This is a genomic window from Paenibacillus sp. JNUCC 35, assembly GCF_058269095.1.
Genome location: NZ_CM177771.1, coordinates 896,224 through 913,244, shown reverse-complemented (window position 1 = coordinate 913,244; position 17,021 = coordinate 896,224). Strand labels below are relative to the sequence as shown.

Here is a 17,021-nt window from a genome sequence, read left to right as displayed (position 1 = left end):
TCGGTTGGGCCGAAATTCTTATTTACTTTGTTTTGCCTGCGATTGCTTGGATCAGACGTTCGCCTGACTTTCCCGCAGCGGTCCGGCAGGTTCGCTCGCATTTTTCCGCCAACTACTTAATCAGCGATAAAAACTCCGCCCGCAAAGCGGAATCCGTCCGGAACGAGCCGCGTACGGCCGACGTGACGGTTTTGCTGCCGGGCTTCTTCACGCCGCGGGAGCACATGCACAGATGCTCGCCTTCCACGACGACCATAACGCCGTGCGGCTCCAGCACCTCATCGAGCGTGTTGGCGATCTGGGAAGTAATGCGCTCCTGCACCTGCAATTTGCGCGTGATGGCTTCAACCAGACGGGCGAATTTGCTGAGGCCCGCTATCTTTCCGCTCGGAATGTAGCCCACGTGGATTTTGCCGAAAAACGGCGCCATATGATGCTCGCACTGGCTGTAATAGACGATATCTTTGATGATGACGAGTTCCTCGTGCTGCTCATCGAAGGTTACGCCGAGTACGTCGCGAAAATCCGCCTCATATCCGGCGAAGATCTCCTCGTACATCCGGGTTACACGCGCCGGAGTATCCAGCAGCCCCTCGCGTTCCGGGTTCTCTCCGATCAGACGAAGTATTTCCCGGATATGCCCTTCAATCTGTTCGCGGTTATCCGCGACTTTCGTGTTTTTGTATTCTTTAGCCGGCATGTTGCTCTCCTTCCGATCCGTTCCCTATGATATGTTTCACCAGCTTGCCGCCGTACTGCAGCGCGAAACTGCTGCGGTGCGCTTTGCCGAGAAGCATGCCGCCCTGCAGCAATGCGGTCAGCGCAACGGCCGTTTCCCTGGCTTTCATGCCATGAAGGTTGATCTCTTGATTAGCTGCCCCTTCCTGCAGGCAGGCTTCGATTCTATTCTCTATGTCTTCGAGAAAATCCACCAGCAAACGGCGCAGTTCTTCGTACCGGTCCCCCAATTCAAGAACCAGGTTGCCGATGTAGCATCCCCTGCGGCAATCATGCTCTTCCGCCGAGACCTGCATGAGGCGGAACAGCCGTCCCAGCCTCTCTTTCGGCCCGAGCGCCCGGTTGCCCAGCGACGGCCCGAATATCTGCTCCTCCATCAGCGCGATCTTCTGCTGAATGACTTGCCGGCCGAGCTCTTCCTTACTCTTAAAATGGTAGTAAAAGTTGCTTTTCACCACGCCGCACCGGGAGAGAATTTCTTCCAGACCCGTAGCCTGAAAGCCTTGTTCGTGAAAAAGTTCCATGGCAGCAGCGATAATCTTGTCTTTGTTGCTGGGCATAAGCCAACCACCTCTGGATAATACTGGTCCGTTCTACTCAAAGGGCCGAGCAGCCTGTGAAACAGGATTCCCGGCCGCTTTCATGCGGATTTTTTATTTGGATCTTGCATTTTTATTCGGCTTTTTGCTGGTCAGGTTCTGGTTCTTCATCATGGTCTGCACTTTGTTCATTTGCTGCTTGTTCATGTTGTAGCCCATCTGCTTAGCCATCTTCTGGATCATTTCCGGATTGTTCTGCATCGATTCGAGCTGCTTACGGAGATAGAACACTCCGATAAAAAAGCCTCCGACCAGTCCCGCTATCAAGGTCAGAATCGGAATGATAATTTGCCACATCCTGCTTTTCCCCCTGCGTTCAAAAATTGTTTTCAGTCAAACTCATCATAGCATTATAAAGCCGAAAATCCAAGCTTCTCAGGCCAACACGTGTTCGATAAAAAGCGTGGTGTGTTTCGCCAGATCCATTTCCTTCACATCGTACTCTTTGCCGCCGCCCTGTTTGATGATGCGGACCACCGGACGGCCCGGCAAGCCCCGGTGCTGGCCGACCACGACACCCGTTTCACGAGTGGACAGACGGACGGAAATCCCCGTCGGATAGACCGATACGGTGCGCAGGAAGTGAATCAGGATGTCCCTGTCCAGCTTCGTACCCGCCATAGCCATCATGTGCTCGATCGCCACATGGGGGAGCAGCCCCGCGTCCAGGCCGCTGCCTTGAAGGAGATTGTCATAGGTATCGGCCGCACTGACGATCTTCGCGTACAGATGAATCTGTTCTCCCAGGAGTCTGCGCGGCTTGCCGAGCCCGTCGGGCGTTTCGTGGTGCTGGAACGCGACATGCGAGATAAGCAGGCTGTATTCCCGCTTGGCTTTAAGCAGCTCGAAGCCTCTCCACGTATGATGAAGCCGGTCGTCCTTGGCTTCGTCGTCCGTAATCCGGTCCAGCTTGCCTACGTCGTGAAGCAACGCGCCGATAGCCAGCTCTTTCAGCTGCTGCGGATTCAAATTCATATTGATCCCGATCAGTATGGAAATCATGCAGACGTTAAGGGCATGCAGGTACATGTCATTGTCTTTCGTACGGATATCCGTCAGCTGGATCAGAACGTCCTTGTTTTTTAAAATTTCGTCCAGCAGCGTATCCACGTTTTTGCTCATGTGGCGTGTATTGAAGTCTTTACCGGACCGGATGGAATCGAAGGTGTCCAGCATCTGCCGGATGACGATCCGCTTCGTTTCCTCGCTGACGACTTCGGGAATTTCGATATCGTCCGTCTCCTGATCCTGGATATAGAGCATGGAAACCCCGATGCGTCTCAGCGTATTAATCATATAAACGGTAAGCTGAACCCCCTCGGCCAGCATAACCGCCCCGGACGCCGTAAAAATCGTCTTTCCCAGATATTGTCCCGGTTCTATGGAATCAATAGGAACATATTTCATGCTTTCCACTCCCGATTCTTCGATGTATGCCGGACATCCGCCGGCGACCAGCCCTCTAGCTCAAGCAGGGCCGTCTTGACGGGAAGTCCGCCCCCGTATCCTACCAGCTGCCCGCCTGCGCCTATAATGCGGTGGCACGGGATGACGATCGGGACCGGATTGCGGTTATTGGCCCCGCCGACCGCCCTGACCGCCTGAGGCGATCCGATGGCGGCGGCGATGTCTTTATAAGAAGCGGTAGCTCCGTACGGAACGGACAGCAGCGCCTTCCAGACCCGGAGCTGAAACTCCGTCCCCCGCAGATCGAATGCGAGGTCGAACGAGCGTCTCTGTCCGCTGAAATACTCTTCAAGCTGTTCTCTGATTTCCCGGAGTCCTCCGGGACTCGGAACAAGGGTGCCGCCCGGAATCCAGCGGTCCGTCCATTGCTCCAGCTTGCGGAACGCTTCCGGCCCGCTCCCGAATTCGATCGCGCAGAGTCCCGTCTCCGTCCTGGCGAGAAGCATAGGGCCGATTGGAGAATCCAGCGTATCGGTTTCTATATAGACAGATTCCCCTGCCGTCGTGACCGTTCCTCTGCCGCTGTCGTCCATTACGCATCCCTCCGCTTGTGGTAGTTGGCTGTCGGCGCTTCCGGCAGCACGCCCCGGGCTTAACGCACGGCGGCTACTCCGCAGCGGGTGCCGTTCCGGCGCCGTCCGCCTGCGGCCCGCCGGCTTCTGGCGCGGCCGGATCGCCGCCGCTTGGCGAAAGCCCGCCGAGCTTCCGCGCCGCATTGTCCAGCTCGGCAAGCACCGCTTCGTCGCGTTCGCTGCGCTGCGCCCGGAGCACGGCTTCCAGCGCCGCCTCGCCTCCGATCTTGCCGAGCGACCAGGCCGCCGTGGCCCGAAGCTCCGGACGCGGATCGTCCTTGAGCAGGGATGCGAGCACCGGAACGGCCGACCGGTCCTTGAAATTGCCCAGCGCGAGCACCGCATTGCGCTGGATGGGCTTGCGCCCCCTCCAGGCCGCCGAGCTTCTTCCGAAGCGCTCCTTGAATTCCCGGTTGCCCATGGTGAGAAGCGGGATCAGCAGCGGCTTCACGACCTCGTGATCCGGCTGGAGATCCTCGTGATGCGTCCAGTTCTTGCCCTTGTTCACCGGGCAGACGATCTGGCACGTATCGCATCCGTACAGCCGGTTCCCGATCTTCTCCTTGAACTCGTCCGGAATCGTCCCCTTCGTCTGCGTGATGAAGGAGATGCACCGGCTGGAGTTCAGCTGCCCGGGCCCGACAAGCGCTCCCGTCGGGCAGGCGTCGATGCAAATCCGGCATTCCCCGCACTGGTCCATAATAGGAGTATCGGCGGGGAAAGGAAGATTTGTAAGCAATTCGCCGAGGTAAACCCAGGAACCCCACTCGGGGGTTATGACGGCGCAGTTTTTGCCGACCCAGCCGATTCCCGCACGCTCGGCCACGGCGCGGTCCACGAGAGCTCCGGTGTCGACCATGTCCATAAACCGGACCCCTTCGACGCGCGCTTCCAGAAACGCGCCCAGGCGCTTCAGCCGCTCCCGCAGGACAAGGTGGTAATCGTCGCCCCAGGCGGCCCGGGCCAGCATCCCCCGGTACGCTCCCGCTTCCGAGCGTGGAGGGTTAACCAGCTTGGAGGGATAGGCGACCGCGATAGCGATGATGGATTTGACCCCTTCGAAGCTGCGGTCCGGGTTAACGCGCTTATCGATATCCGGCTCTTCGAAGCCGGATTCGTAACCCTTCTCGCGGTGCCGAAGAAGAATATCCTTCAAATCGTGAAAAGGCTCCGCCGAAGCGAATCCGATTTTATCGATTCCGAGCGACGGCGCCGCCTGGATGATTTCCTGCTTAAGCAGGAGCAGTTCCCTTTCGGAAGCATCCGCAAGTGTGATCCGCATGCTCTATCCCTCCTTCCGTATCATCTGAGTTGAACCGTCCAAGTCGTCTCTGCTAACGGACGGCGTAACCGGGGCCTCTCTTCCTGCGTTTGCGCCCTTTAAGTGCCAGCTGCTTCTCAGGTCTTATTCGTGACCCTAAAGCCTCCCTAGAGACCTTTCAGAGCGTCTGGCGGCCATACTATCCATTCTGCCCGACCGACCAGCAAACTAACGGCTGCCGGACCGAAACTCCGGCTGTCCAGGCTCGCTCCGCTGCGCCGGTTATCGCCCATGACGAAACAATAACCTTTTCCTACGGTAAAAGGACCGTAATCGCCGTCCCCGATCCTTTCGTCCGTATAGGGCTCCTTCAGTTCTTCCCCGTTTACAAATACCCGGCCGTCCGTAATTTCAAGCCGGTCACCGGCCGCAGCCACGATCCTTTTGACCAGATAGGGGTGGGTCTTCTCCGTGCCCGTCCCATCCGGTTCTTTCAGGACTACGACGTCTCCCCGGCTGAAACTCCCGGTCCAAGCAGCCGTTTTATTCACAAAAAGCCGCTGCCCTTCATGCAGGGTCGGCTCCATCGATATTCCGCGGACGGCGGAAATGTTGAACCCGTACCGCTGAATAACGGCAGCAGCCAGTATAATGACAACGAAAGTTCCCAGCCTGCTCCAGTTTCTTTTCCCGGAAATGCGGCCGCCTCCCTGCACTCCGCCCGTCTCCGGTGCGGGCGCGGAAGAAGACCGGGGTTCCCGCCCGGAATCCGTCACCTCACGCCTCCGTTTCCCTGTCCTTCCACAACTGATAGTATCGGCGGACGCTTTCGTCCCCGAACGGGGCGCCCTGTTTGCCGATTCGCTTCAGCAGGGTGTCCAGCCCCGCCTTTACTTTCGACTCGACCAGCGGAGGATACCGGTACAGCGCCTTATGCTGCTCGTATTCCTCCCGGTCCACGACATGAACGTCGCCTCCGGCCATCCGGATCACATCCAGATCGTAGTCGATGTAGGTGATGACGTTGCCCGCCCGGTAAAACGGAGAGGCTACGTTGCAGTAGTAGCGCACGCCCCCCTCTTCGAGAAGAGCGACGATATTGTACCATTCCCCCGGTATAAAAAAAGAGACGCCCGGAATCCGGCTTGTCCATTCCTTCCCGTCCGCTTCCTGGATTTTCGTCTGGTTGTTGATAAACACGTTCATGTTTTCTCTCTGATGTTCGGGATGGAGCTCGTGCTGGGGCACTTTCCAGTTCTCCAGCCACATCCGGTGCAGATGACCGTCGTGCTTAAAGCTCTTAATGACAAAATGCTCGAAAGATTCCATTGAAATTGCCCCTCTATATAAACCGTCTCATCCGGCTAATGCAGCTTATGCTCATGACTTCATTGTTATTGTCGGTTAATTTGAAATTCGATCAGGTTGAAACGAAACGACCGGAACCCGCGTAGAAAAACAAATACGCAGCGACTAAAAAAGCTCCCTACGGAGCCCGTTCTTCCCGGCATAAAAGAAGTGGTTACAATAAAAGCATACCTTCCTCCCGGGAGCGGAGCCTGTCCGCCAGCGACAAAAAGATATGCCTTCATTATACTATAATTGACCCCTACATGCTTGCTTTCTTTACAATGCTGAGCCGGTTTGCCGTTCTCGTAAAATCGGAGTGATTGTATCCCGCCGACTCATAAACAGGCAGCACCAATTCATTGTGATGATCGACTGTGACAAGAATGCGTTTAACCTTACGCTGCATAAAACGCTGCTTCATTCCTTCAATCAAAGCCTTGCCGATTCCCTTGCGACGATGCCCGGGTGCAACTGCCAGGCGGTAATAGTACCCTTTGTTATCATCGATGGTCCCGATTACCATACCAACCAGCTCATCCTGCTCTTCCGCAACCAACACTAATTCGCCGTCCCACGACAGCTGCTTGGCAAACGCCTGCATCGTTTCCTTGTAACAAGGATCGCTGAGCGCTTCCTGAAGCAAACCGGAGATCGAGCTGTAATCAGACAATCGAAAAGAACGAACACGCATGAGGTCCACTCCCACAATATCAATTTTTCGGTGTAAAAATAATTTTACGACAAAAAACGCCGAAAATCCTCCCTTTTTTTCAAAAAACACTAGCTTTTCTTAATAAATCTCTTGAAAGCGCTTAATAGGAAGCGTTTACATGACTTTTTGTGCTTTTTTTCGCCTAAAATGTCCTTCTTCTTCCAGCAGTTTCATAGGATTACGGACCCAGAAGAAGCCGTTTTCGGGTTCTTCCTCATTTGAATCTTTTGGAAGGTCGACTTCCGGGCACAAAAAAAAACAGCCGGGTAATCCCGGCTGTCTTTCGTTCTATTCCAACAACTAAATCGTCTCTTCGATTGTCGATTTTTCTTTTGTCGATAATGATTAGGGCCGTAAACCGTTAAACGTTCGAATGTTCGGCAGCGGGAAAGAAATTAGGCAGATATGCGCGGTTCTGCTCCAGCATTTCGTCCAGCATTTTTTCGGCCGTATTGACCGAGGAAATAAGCGGATGATGAGCAAGTGCCTGGAGGGCGATGCTTCTGTCTCCCGTAACGGCCGCCTCGATCGCGAGGATTTCATACGTTTTCACGGCATGGATCAGGCCTTTGACAGCCTCCGGCACGCGTGTTACCGAAAGCGGGATCGGTCCCTGCCGGGTCACGACACAGTTCACCTCGATACTCGACTCGTTCGGAAGGAAATCCAGAATGCCGTCGTTGCGCACGTTCAAGGTCTGAATATCCCTTGAGTCGTTATAAAGGGAGCACATCAGGTTAACCGCCGCTTCGGAATAGTAAGCTCCGCCGCGCTTCTCCAGCTGCTTCGGCTTCTCCGCCAGATCCGGGTCCTTATAGAGCTCGAAAAGCTCGTCTTCGACCCGTTTGACGACCTCGGCGCGCGTGCCGTCCTTCTTCGATGCCTCAATCTGTTCCTCCAGCATTTCATCCTTCAGGTAGAAATACTTGAGATAGTAGGAGGGCACCGCGCCCAGACCGCGGATAAAGCTTGCGTTCCATTCCATTTGGGGCACGTTCTTGGCGGAATATCCGCTGCCGCTGCCGACGAGTTCTTCCAGCTTCGACTCCCCGTCCACGGTGATCTGCGTGATCCAGTGAAGGTGATTAAGACCGACAAACTCGGTATAAATGCTCGACGCCGGAACGTCGTATTCTTTCATCAGCCATTTGTGCATGCCGATCGGAGCGTTGCACAGGCCGATCGATTTGATGGAGCTGTGCTTGGAGATAGCTTCCGTTACCATGCCGGCCGGATTCGTAAAGTTGAGCAGCCAAGCGTCCGGGCACAGCTCTTCCATATCGCGGCAGATGTCGAGCAGAACCGGTATCGTCCGGAACGCCTTCATCATGCCTCCAGGTCCCGTCGTTTCCTGGCCGATGACGCCGTATTTCAGCGGGATGGACTCATCCCAGGCGCGGGCTTCCAGCATGCCGACACGCATTTGCGTCGAGACGAAGTCTGCGCCCGGCAGAGCTTCCCGGCGGTCCAGCGTCAGATGAACCTGGATCGGCAGGCCGGATTTCTCGACCATGCGCTTCGCCAGGCTCCCCACGATGTTCAGCTTCCATTCGCCCTGCGGAATGTCGACGAGCCAAATTTCGCGAATCGGCAGCTTGTCGTAATTCAGAATAAATCCTTCTACGATTTCCGGTGTATAAGAGGAACCTCCACCGATGACGACGATTTTCAAGCTTTTGTCCATCTCTCTCACTCCCCGATTTGGTTTACATTTTTAACTGCTTCAGTTTCTCGCTCACTTCTTCGCTGACCGTCAAGCCGCCGCGTTCCATCGCAAGCAGCACAGAGCCCACTACAGGCTCGGCGTCCAGCCGGCGGATCGTGCTTGCAGGAGCCGCTTTCTTCGCCGCGTCTACGATATACTTCTCGACGTAATCGCCGTTTCCGCGCATCAGCACGCTGCCGGCGAGCACGACATCGAACTCTTCTTCGGCCATGCCGAGCTTGTTCACGATCGCCTTGACCGAGAGACCGATTTCCTCGCCCTGCTCCTTCAAGATATCGAGGGCAACCTGATCTCCCTGGCCTGCGGCCGTGAAGAGCAGCTTCGCGAGCTCCAGCGGAACGGACTTGTTATGGTCGAGAAAATCGTGGAACATGTCTCCGACCGTCTCGTAGCCGAGCAGCTCCAGAACCAGTCCCGTCAGCAGGGTCTGCTCTCCCCGTCCGTCCCAGGCGCGGACGACCGAGCGGAACGCTTCGACGGCAAGGCCGCCCCCGCCGCCGAAGTCGCCGAACGTGTAGGTGAAGCCGCCGCACTGGTAGGCTTCGCCCTGCCGGTTCATGCCCGAGCAGTTCACGCCGCTGCCGCAGATGGCGACGACGCCGTAAGGCTTCGTGGTGCCCGCCCGCATGGCGACGATGGTATCGCAGGCGAGATCCCAGTTCGCGAAGCCGATCGGCTCCAGAAGCTTCCGCAGGATGCGGAAGTCGATCTCGCGGTCCGCCCCCGCCAGCCCGAAGTAAGCGAAAGCGATATCCGCTTTCGTCAGGCCCGCCTCGCGAAGCGCCTCGTCCACGGCGCCCCCGATGCTCGCGGCCGCCCGGTCGTGATGAATTTGATGATTCCCCATGCCGCTTCTGCCGGTGCCGACCACCCGTCCGGTTTCATCGGCGATAACCGCATAGGTTTTGCTGCCGCCTGCATCCATGCCCAAATAATAGTTCACAGTTCTCCATCTCCCGTTTCATGCAATTGTTCTTCTATTTCACAGCTCCTGTTTTATCTGTCTATTTGAGTGTTCTGCCGTCCGGAGACGCCGTGGATTCGCGCACGATCAATTTCGGCTCCAGCTTCACCGAAGCATTCCGTTTCTGCGTGCCGTTCACGATCTTCAGCAGCAGCTTCACCGCTTCTTGCGCCATCCCCTCGGAGGGCTGACGGACTGTCGTCAGCCGGGGATGAATCGCCGACGAGAAGGCTTGGTCATCGTAACCGATGACGGAAAGGTCGCGCGGCACGTGAAGTCCCGCATCGCGGAAAGCCTCGATCACGCCCAGCGCGATGAAATCGTCGGCGGCGAATACGGCCGTCGGCCTTTCGCCCTCCGCCAGCCAGCCCTTGGCGATGTCGAAGCCGCTTCGGATATCGAAATCCGAATCCACCAAAAGAAACGGGGGATGCCCCGCTTCCGCCATGGCATCGATATAGCCCCGTTTCCGCTCCCTGGCGCTCCGGTAGAGCTCGGGACCCGCGATATGCGCGATTTTGGTATGCCCGAGACTCAGCAGGTGACGCGTCGCCTCCAAACCGCCCATATAGTTATCGACGTTAACGACCGAGGCGCTCATGTCTTCCTGCTGGTTATCCACCAGTACAAATGGGATCTTTTTCCTTTTCAACTCCAGGACGTCGTTTTCCTCCTTAAGAGGAGAAAGTACGATAATTCCGTCCACCCTGTCTTCCTGATACAGAAAGTTGCTGCCTTCTCCCCAGTCGGAATCGCTCGTGTCCGGTCCGATGGACAGGGCCAGGAAATAGCCGTGCTCCTTCAGCGCATCGTTCACGCACTTGACGATTCCGTCGAACAGGGAATCCTGCAAAGTCGTAAGCGTAAGACCGATTACGCCCGTCTTCCCTCTGGCTAAACTCCTTGCGGCCGAATTGGGCCGGTAATCGAGCTCCTTGATAGCCTGGCGCACTTTCTGCCGGTTGTTTTCCCTCACCGTAGGCGAGTCGTTTAGAACGCGGGAGACGGTGACCACCGATACTCCCGCTCTTTTTGCAACGTCAAATATGCTTATTTTCATCCAATCGAACTCCCAACGTCGGAATCCCACCATGCAGCGGGGCTGGTCAAGAGTCCGACTGTGTTATTTTTTCTGCCTTTTCGCCAAAACGTCGTTGATGTGTTTCTCAAGATCCGGCATGACTTCGTCGACCGATTTTTTGCCGTTCTCGATCGGCTCCATTTCGTTTTTGATGATCGTGTTAAGCTCCGCGTAACCCGGAATCATATGGTTCCACGATTCCACGCCGTACTTCAGGCCGCCTTCGTACACGTTCTTGAGGTCTTTCGGATCGATATTCTGGAAGTAGCTGAAATACTTCTCGCCTGCTTGCGAATTCGCCGGCGGCGTGCCTCCGCTGAGTTCGACCGCTTTCTCCTGCGTTTCCTTGGAAAGCTGGAATTTAATCCACTCCAGCGCTTCTTTCGGATGCTTGGAGTCTTTGAGGATGAACAGGGGATCGACGAACAGCACGTCTCTCGCCTTCTCGTTCTTCCCGGCCGGGACGGCGGCTACGCCGACTTTAAAGCCGAAATCGTTGGAACCGGCGAGAAGCCAGGCGCCGCCCACGGACATCGCGACTTTGCCTGCGGCAAACGGGTCTCCGCCTTCGCCCGCGACAGCTTTGGTCGTAACGGGATCGATCATGCTTTTGTCTTTGTGCATCATATCGAACAACGTCCGGTAAGCGTCTTTCACTTCAGGCGAATTGAATTTGGAAACCTCCGGGTTGCCCCCGTTCTTCGTAAACGTTTCTTCCGGATACGTGCTGGCGCCGAAATAAAGCGGTCTCATATCTCTCTCGGACCAGCCCCAATCGATGCCGTACTGGGTATCGTTCAGGTTTTTGGATATTTTGGTCAGCTTCTTGGCATATTCCTGCATCTTCTCGAATGTCCACGATTTGTCTTCATAATCGGACGGAGGGTACGGAATTCCTGCCTTGTCAAACATATCCTTATTATATACGAGAACAGATACGTAACTATAGACAGGAATTCCATAAGTTTTGCCATTGACTTTGTAGATATCCATCAAATGATCCGAAATTCCATAGTCGGAAGGTTTGAAGTTGTCTTCTTTCAGAAGATCCGTTATGTCGCGGACCAAGCCTTTGTTGTAATATTCCGCGAAGCCCGCATCGCCCCAGTGGGAAGTGACGTCCGGCGAATTGCCGGCGGCTACCATGCTCTGCAGCTTCGATTCGAATTGCTCGTAAGGTGCTTTTACCACCTTGACCTTGATGTTGGGGAACTTCTTCTCGAATTCCGGAATGAGCTGCTCCACGTAGGCTTTGTCCGGCGCGTCCTGGGTGTAGTGGGTAATCGTTACGTTTTCTCCCGGCTTGCCGGAACCGCCCGTTCCCTCGGTCTTCTTGTCTCCCCCGGAACAGCCCGCCAGCGTTACCGACGCCGCCAATACGGCCGCGAGCGTCATATGATACGGTTTTCTAGTCATCCACATTTAAGGTAGACCTCCTTATTGTTTCCCTCTCTTATTTCACACCCGTCAGCACGATGCTCTGTACGAAATAGCGCTGCGCGACGGAGAATAAAACCAGAATCGGCACCAGCGCCAGCAGAGATGCGGCCATAACGACGTTCCAGGAAGGAGGGCGCGTGGTCGAGGACACCATGCCGGCCATACCGATCGGCAGAGTGAACTTCTCGGTCGAGTTCAGATAAAGCACCTGCCCGAGCAGGTCGTTCCAGCTCCAGATGAAGGAGAAGATGGCGACGGTCGCCAGGGCTGGGCCCGACAGCGGAAGGGCGATGCTCCACCACTGGCGGAGCTCCGAGCAGCCGTCGACTTTGGCCGCTTCGAAAAGCTCGTTGCTCAGGGAGGTATAGAACTGCCTGAGCAGGAATATAAAATAGGCGGAGCCTAGAAAGGCCGGAACGATCAGCGGCAGGAACGTATCGATCCATCCGAGTTCCTTGAACAGGATGAACTGCGGGATCATGACGGCCGGGTAAGGCAGCATCATCGTGGCCAGCAGAAAAGCGAACAGGGCGTCCTTGCCCTTCGCCCGGTACCGCGAAAAACCGTAGGCGACCAGAGCGGAAGAAAGCACCGTGCCGATCACCGTCATAATGCCGATGAGCAGGCTGTTCTGATACCAGTTGAGAAAATCGAGCTCGAACAATTTCTTGAAGTTTTCCGTTACGAATTTATCCGGCAGGATCGTCGGCGGGAATCTCAGTGACTCCGCCCGCGTTTTGAAAGCCGTGGACAGCATGTGAACCGACGGCAAAATCATCAAGACCGACAGGACGATCAGCATTGCGAAGACGAACCAGTCGAACCACGTCCTGCGTCCCGCCTTCAGCTTCGAAGGTTTATAGGCCCGACCGGGCTGTGTATGCACCGTGCCGCTCAAACTCCGTCTCCCCCTTCGTAATGAACGAATCGTTTAGAGCCTTTCATAATAAGCAGGGCAAGGACCATGACGACGATCAGCAGCAGCCAGGCCATCGCGGAAGCATAGCCCATCTTGAAGTTCTTGAAGGCGTTCTGATACAGGTAATACACATAGAACATCGTCGAATAGTTCGGTCCGCCCTTGGTCATGATGAACGCTTGGGTAAAGACCTGGAAAGACTCGATCAGACCCATGATCAGCTGAAAAAGGAACACGGGCGAGATCATCGGCAGCGTAATGTGCCAGAAGGAGCGGAGGCGCGTTACGCCGTCCAGTTCGGCCGCTTCGTACAGACTTGGCGGCACGCTTTGCAAACCGGCCAGGAAGATGACCATTCCCCCGCCTACGGTCCACAGCGACATGAGCACGAGAGCGAAGATGGCCCACTTCTCGTCGAACAGCCAAAGCGGCCCGGGCAGTCCCAGCAGGCTGAGCCCCTGATTGAGCAGCCCGCTCTGCGGATTGAAAATCCACATCCAGATCAGAGCCATAGCCACACCCGATATCATGCTCGGGAAATACATGACCGTCCGGAAAAAACCTTTGAACGGGATTTTCTGATTGAGCAGGAGCGCGAAAAGAAGCGAAAGCCCAAGCTGGATCGGAACGCTCAGCAGCGTATACCGCACGGTAGCCCAGATGGAAATCCAAAAGATATCATCGTGGAACAAATCGACGTAGTTCTGAAAGCCGACCCATTTCGGGGGATTTACGATGTCATACTCGGTAAAACTGTAATAAGCTGATGATACGATGGGATACAGGGCAAACAGAACAGCTCCGATCAGCCAGGGTGAAATGAAGATGTAAAACCAGAGCGTTTGGTGCCTTGCCGTTTTGGTTCTCATGGCATCCTTCCTTCCGAAAGTTAAAACGCTTTAATTTTAGTCCAAAAATAAAAGACATGATTTCCATGTAAACCGATTCGGATTTCTGGATATTATGCCCATTTTTCAGCCTAAAACCTCGCAAACCACTTCAAATTCCTTTTCTGTCATCCGTGTCAGCTTGTTCTCAAAAATTAAAAGGGTTTAACTTTTATAAATTTAAGATAAACGCTTTCATGCCGGGTGTCAATCCCTTATTTGCTTTTGCAAGCAAAAATGTATAGCGCTTACAAATCATGCGGTAAAGAAAAATGTTGTCCTTTCCGGTTCTTCTAAACCTCACCCCCGTCTTCTTCACATCTTCCCGGCGCCTTCTTGCAGAAAATTTCTGATAATAACTCCGGTTTCCGGTCATTCTTAATAAAAGGAGGTGAAAAAAAATGGCACAGCAGGAAAAACGGCATCTGCACGAACTGAGTTCACTGGACGCTTCCGCCTGGGATGAAGAAGAATTATCTTATCACCATTCGGTGATGAGCGAGCTGTCTCCCTGGCTCAACGCACAGGGTACGGCTATACACGCGCAGGTCATCCGGGAGATTGAAAGAAGGCGGGAGAATACGGTCTAACCGACTTAATATACATAAATGTTGATTTACTATCAAAAATCGTCTTATAATAAACAGGTAAGTGTTAACATATCGCTTAGGAGGTATTCAAATCATGGCACATCAATTACCGGCTCTACCTTATCCGAATAACGCACTGGAACCGCACATCGACGCAACAACGATGGAAATTCACCACGACCGTCATCACAACACATACGTAACGAACCTGAACGCGGCACTTGAAGGCCATGCCGACCTTCAGAACAAATCCCTGGAAGACCTGATCAGCGATCTGAACAGCATTCCGGAAGCGATCCGCACTGCAGTACGCAACAACGGCGGCGGACACGCCAACCACTCCCTCTTCTGGGAAACCATCGCTCCTAACGCCGGCGGTCAGCCTACCGGCGCTTTGGCTCAAGCTATCGACAGCGAGCTGGGCGGTTTCGATAAATTCAAAGAAGATTTCGCCAAAGCGGCTACTACCCGTTTCGGCAGCGGCTGGGCATGGCTTGCGCTCGGTAAAGACGGCCAGCTGAAAGTATACAGCCTTCCTAACCAGGACAGCCCGCTCTTCGAAGGCGACACTCCGCTTCTCGGACTGGACGTATGGGAGCACGCTTACTACCTGAAATACCAAAACAAACGTCCGGACTACATCTCCGCTTTCTGGAACGTTGTTAACTGGGATGCCGTTAACAAGCGTTACGAAGCCGCTAAGAAATAATTCCGGCATACGCAAGACGCCCTCCCCAGGCGATAAGCCTGGGAGGGCGTCTTTTTTATATGAGGCTGTATTGTCTATAAGAATGTTTTTATGGGAATGCGTTTATAAGGCATAAAGAATCTGCCCTTTCCGGTGCGGTACACGTTCTTCGTGCTTGCTCAGCTCAGGAGCGTGACATACGGGGCAAGGGAGAACCGGCTGCCGGCGACCGTGACTCTTCCGAACAGATCCAGCAGCGAATGCGATGCCTAGCTAACAACCGAGGCGCTGAAGGATCTGCGAAGGAACGGTTCAGAGCCCTTGTCGCGCTTTACTTCCCGGTGATGCGCGTTTATACGGCGGCCGGGTCTACTTCCCCGCCCATACGCCCTGTTCCTCCGCGTACATCTTCAAGACGCGCAGGAACACGTTCGGGAACGCGTAGCGCTCCAGCTCCTCCGGCGACATCCAGCGGTAGCGGTAAGGAAGCTGCCCCGCGGGAGCGCCTCCCTGGCCGCCGAGCCGGCACCGGAACACCTTCATGTCCCAGTAGAGATGGCTGAAGGTGTGGTTCGTATTGGCGATCCAGCCCTGCGGGAGCACGTCCACGTGCTCCTCCTCGGCCAGCGCGATGCGCAGCTGCTCCATGCTGTGCGCATCGCCCGGCCAGGCTGCGGGAGCCTCGCTCCCCGCAGCGGCGGCTTTGCCGCGGCGGCCCCGCTTCGCCGGCGCTTCCGGCCCGGCGGCCGCGCTGCCGACGGCAGGCTGTGCCTCCGCTGGCCGATCCACGGCGGTGGAAGATGCGGCGGCTTCATCCGCCGCCGCGAGAAGCAGCCCCGGCCCGCCCTCGGGGCCGGGAGGTTCCGCTGCCGCGAGGGAGCCGCGGGCGCCGCCGGAGGCGGTCGCCCGCAGCTCTACGTGCGGCAGCTCCCACATGCGGGCGAGGAGGCCCTCCTGGGGCCGCTGGCGGATCAGTATCCGCCCGGCGTTCTCGCCCTCGCCCTCGATCAGGGCCACAAGCCGCCGCTCCGGCTTCGGCGGCTTGGCCTTGCTCTTCACCGGCAGGGTCTCTTCCCTGCCGGCCAGCCTGCCCGAGCAGTGGTCCATGACCGGGCAGGTCAGGCACTGCGGCGAGCGCGGGGTGCAGACCATGGCGCCGAGTTCCATCAGCGCCTGGTTGAAGTCCCCCGCGGAGCCTTCGGGGATGAGATCGCGGGCCAGCCGCTCCATCCCCACTCTTGCGGCGGGCTTCGCGATATCGTCCTCGATGAGGAAGTAGCGCGAAAGCACCCGCATGACGTTGCCGTCGACGGCGGGCTCCGGCTTGTTGTACGCGATGCTGAGAATCGCGCCCGACGTATACGGGCCTACCCCTCTGAGGGAGGAGATGTCCTCCTTCGTGTCCGGCACGATGCCCCCGTAACGCTCGTGAACCTCGCGTACGGCCTGCTGGAGGTTCCTCGCGCGGGAATAGTAGCCGAGCCCTTCCCACGCTTTCAGAACCTCATCCTCCGGGGCTTCGGCCAAAGCCTCTACCGTCGGGAACAAATCGACGAACCGGTGGAAATACGGTATCACCGTGTCCACTCTCGTCTGCTGGAGCATAACTTCCGAAATCCAGATATAATAAGGGTTGCGGCTGCGTCTCCACGGGAGATCGCGGCGATGTATCAAATACCACGCCAACAAATTGGCGGAGAAAAATCGTTTTTGTTCCGTCGGGTATTCCACCGGCGGTGTTTTATCCGTTTTGGATGCCGATTTTGTTTTCTTCGGCTTCTCCGGAACTTGTCCTTCTTCAGCCGGTACCGGCTCATTGCGTTCCTGCTGCCGTTCAAGCTCTGCCACCTGGATTCCCTCTCCTCTCCGGGGCTCACGTTTTGAACACCCACAACCTTTTATTATAAAGCAAAAGAGGGGAGGATGGAACTGGCCGGCCTTTGCTTGTTTTTGCGGGCTGAATTGGGTATTCTTGTCGTATTCGGACTTTTTCGGATGATTGGATTCGGGAACGGAGGTTGTACAAA

General features: G+C 55.7%; 18 protein-coding genes. 2 read left to right on the top strand and 16 right to left on the bottom strand.

Annotated features, from left to right (window positions below; translation table 11 throughout):
- Positions 1–112: 112 nt before the first annotated feature.
- The 15 genes from folE to AC2TF6_RS04130 all read right to left on the bottom strand — a co-directional run bounded on the left by folE (position 113) and on the right by AC2TF6_RS04130 (position 13,698).
- Positions 113–700 (bottom strand): GTP cyclohydrolase I FolE, encoded by a 588-nt coding sequence (folE, locus tag AC2TF6_RS04200; RefSeq protein ID WP_326055868.1) that lies wholly within the window; start codon positions 698–700, stop codon positions 113–115.
- Positions 690–1,298, bottom strand: a complete 609-nt coding sequence (locus tag AC2TF6_RS04195) for a TetR/AcrR family transcriptional regulator (RefSeq protein WP_370000524.1) — start codon at positions 1,296–1,298, stop codon at positions 690–692. Before AC2TF6_RS04195 ends, folE begins: the two co-directional genes overlap by 11 nt.
- A gap of 93 nt (positions 1,299–1,391) precedes the next feature.
- Positions 1,392–1,634 (bottom strand): YneF family protein, encoded by a 243-nt coding sequence (locus tag AC2TF6_RS04190; protein WP_009676878.1) that lies wholly within the window; start codon positions 1,632–1,634, stop codon positions 1,392–1,394.
- A 78-nt stretch (positions 1,635–1,712) separates the two neighbouring features.
- A complete protein-coding gene (locus tag AC2TF6_RS04185; protein WP_491310029.1) occupies positions 1,713–2,744 on the bottom strand; it encodes an HD-GYP domain-containing protein in 1,032 nt (343 codons plus the stop codon).
- The gene (locus AC2TF6_RS04180) at positions 2,741–3,337 is read right to left on the bottom strand and encodes a methylated-DNA--[protein]-cysteine S-methyltransferase (RefSeq protein ID WP_491310028.1); all 597 of its coding nucleotides are present in this window, start codon (positions 3,335–3,337) and stop codon (positions 2,741–2,743) included. Before AC2TF6_RS04180 ends, AC2TF6_RS04185 begins: the two co-directional genes overlap by 4 nt.
- A gap of 73 nt (positions 3,338–3,410) precedes the next feature.
- Positions 3,411–4,658 carry a tRNA epoxyqueuosine(34) reductase QueG gene (gene queG, locus AC2TF6_RS04175; protein WP_491310027.1) on the bottom strand — a complete coding sequence of 416 codons (1,248 nt, stop codon included), beginning with the start codon at positions 4,656–4,658 and terminating at the stop codon, positions 3,411–3,413.
- A 146-nt stretch (positions 4,659–4,804) separates the two neighbouring features.
- Entirely contained in the window at positions 4,805–5,413 is a 609-nt protein-coding gene (gene lepB, locus AC2TF6_RS04170; RefSeq protein WP_491310026.1) for a signal peptidase I, read from the bottom strand.
- A gap of 1 nt (position 5,414) precedes the next feature.
- On the bottom strand, positions 5,415–5,966 hold the full coding sequence (locus AC2TF6_RS04165; protein ID WP_491310025.1) for a DUF402 domain-containing protein: 552 nt from the start codon (positions 5,964–5,966) through the stop codon (positions 5,415–5,417).
- Between the two features lie 280 nt (positions 5,967–6,246).
- The gene (locus tag AC2TF6_RS04160; RefSeq protein ID WP_016423621.1) at positions 6,247–6,678 is read right to left on the bottom strand and encodes a GNAT family N-acetyltransferase; all 432 of its coding nucleotides are present in this window, start codon (positions 6,676–6,678) and stop codon (positions 6,247–6,249) included.
- Between the two features lie 382 nt (positions 6,679–7,060).
- Positions 7,061–8,383 (bottom strand): 6-phospho-beta-glucosidase, encoded by a 1,323-nt coding sequence (locus tag AC2TF6_RS04155; RefSeq protein WP_491310024.1) that lies wholly within the window; start codon positions 8,381–8,383, stop codon positions 7,061–7,063.
- Positions 8,384–8,405: 22 nt separating this feature from the next.
- Complete coding sequence (locus AC2TF6_RS04150) at positions 8,406–9,368, bottom strand: N-acetylglucosamine kinase (RefSeq protein WP_491310023.1); 963 nt, start codon at positions 9,366–9,368, stop codon at positions 8,406–8,408.
- Positions 9,369–9,429: 61 nt separating this feature from the next.
- Complete coding sequence (locus AC2TF6_RS04145) at positions 9,430–10,449, bottom strand: LacI family DNA-binding transcriptional regulator (protein ID WP_491310022.1); 1,020 nt, start codon at positions 10,447–10,449, stop codon at positions 9,430–9,432.
- 63 nt (positions 10,450–10,512) lie between these two features.
- Positions 10,513–11,892 carry an ABC transporter substrate-binding protein gene (locus AC2TF6_RS04140; protein ID WP_491310021.1) on the bottom strand — a complete coding sequence of 460 codons (1,380 nt, stop codon included), beginning with the start codon at positions 11,890–11,892 and terminating at the stop codon, positions 10,513–10,515.
- 31 nt (positions 11,893–11,923) lie between these two features.
- On the bottom strand, positions 11,924–12,808 hold the full coding sequence (locus tag AC2TF6_RS04135) for a carbohydrate ABC transporter permease (protein WP_491310020.1): 885 nt from the start codon (positions 12,806–12,808) through the stop codon (positions 11,924–11,926).
- Positions 12,805–13,698: a carbohydrate ABC transporter permease gene (locus AC2TF6_RS04130; RefSeq protein WP_009676921.1), complete on the bottom strand. Its 894-nt coding sequence runs from the start codon at positions 13,696–13,698 to the stop codon at positions 12,805–12,807. Before AC2TF6_RS04130 ends, AC2TF6_RS04135 begins: the two co-directional genes overlap by 4 nt.
- Positions 13,699–14,117: 419 nt before the next feature.
- Between AC2TF6_RS04130 and yfhS the strand changes: the two genes are divergently transcribed.
- Together yfhS and AC2TF6_RS04120 are read left to right on the top strand one after the other, a co-directional pair.
- Complete coding sequence (gene yfhS, locus AC2TF6_RS04125) at positions 14,118–14,306, top strand: mother cell protein YfhS (protein WP_491310019.1); 189 nt, start codon at positions 14,118–14,120, stop codon at positions 14,304–14,306.
- Positions 14,307–14,400: 94 nt separating this feature from the next.
- Positions 14,401–15,015, top strand: a complete 615-nt coding sequence (locus tag AC2TF6_RS04120; protein ID WP_009676925.1) for a superoxide dismutase — start codon at positions 14,401–14,403, stop codon at positions 15,013–15,015.
- Between the two features lie 348 nt (positions 15,016–15,363).
- Here the strand turns inward: AC2TF6_RS04120 and mutY are convergent, their stop codons facing one another.
- Positions 15,364–16,725 carry an A/G-specific adenine glycosylase gene (gene mutY, locus AC2TF6_RS04115; RefSeq protein WP_491311588.1) on the bottom strand — a complete coding sequence of 454 codons (1,362 nt, stop codon included), beginning with the start codon at positions 16,723–16,725 and terminating at the stop codon, positions 15,364–15,366.
- Between the last annotated feature and the right edge of the window lie 296 nt (positions 16,726–17,021).

Bases quoted from the DNA above. Each gene is read 5' to 3' on its own strand.
- folE (WP_326055868.1), bottom strand. From the start codon at position 700: ATGCCGGCTAAAGAATACAAAAACACGAAAGTCGCGGATAACCGCGAA.
- AC2TF6_RS04195 (WP_370000524.1), bottom strand. From the start codon at position 1,298: ATGCCCAGCAACAAAGACAAGATTATCGCTGCTGCCATGGAACTTTTT.
- AC2TF6_RS04190 (WP_009676878.1), bottom strand. From the start codon at position 1,634: ATGTGGCAAATTATCATTCCGATTCTGACCTTGATAGCGGGACTGGTC.
- AC2TF6_RS04185 (WP_491310029.1), bottom strand. From the start codon at position 2,744: ATGAAATATGTTCCTATTGATTCCATAGAACCGGGACAATATCTGGGA.
- AC2TF6_RS04180 (WP_491310028.1), bottom strand. From the start codon at position 3,337: ATGGACGACAGCGGCAGAGGAACGGTCACGACGGCAGGGGAATCTGTC.
- queG (WP_491310027.1), bottom strand. From the start codon at position 4,658: ATGCGGATCACACTTGCGGATGCTTCCGAAAGGGAACTGCTCCTGCTT.
- AC2TF6_RS04165 (WP_491310025.1), bottom strand. From the start codon at position 5,966: ATGGAATCTTTCGAGCATTTTGTCATTAAGAGCTTTAAGCACGACGGT.
- AC2TF6_RS04160 (WP_016423621.1), bottom strand. From the start codon at position 6,678: ATGCGTGTTCGTTCTTTTCGATTGTCTGATTACAGCTCGATCTCCGGT.
- AC2TF6_RS04155 (WP_491310024.1), bottom strand. From the start codon at position 8,383: ATGGACAAAAGCTTGAAAATCGTCGTCATCGGTGGAGGTTCCTCTTAT.
- AC2TF6_RS04145 (WP_491310022.1), bottom strand. From the start codon at position 10,449: ATGAAAATAAGCATATTTGACGTTGCAAAAAGAGCGGGAGTATCGGTG.
- AC2TF6_RS04140 (WP_491310021.1), bottom strand. From the start codon at position 11,892: ATGTGGATGACTAGAAAACCGTATCATATGACGCTCGCGGCCGTATTG.
- AC2TF6_RS04130 (WP_009676921.1), bottom strand. From the start codon at position 13,698: ATGAGAACCAAAACGGCAAGGCACCAAACGCTCTGGTTTTACATCTTC.
- yfhS (WP_491310019.1), top strand. From the start codon at position 14,118: ATGGCACAGCAGGAAAAACGGCATCTGCACGAACTGAGTTCACTGGAC.
- AC2TF6_RS04120 (WP_009676925.1), top strand. From the start codon at position 14,401: ATGGCACATCAATTACCGGCTCTACCTTATCCGAATAACGCACTGGAA.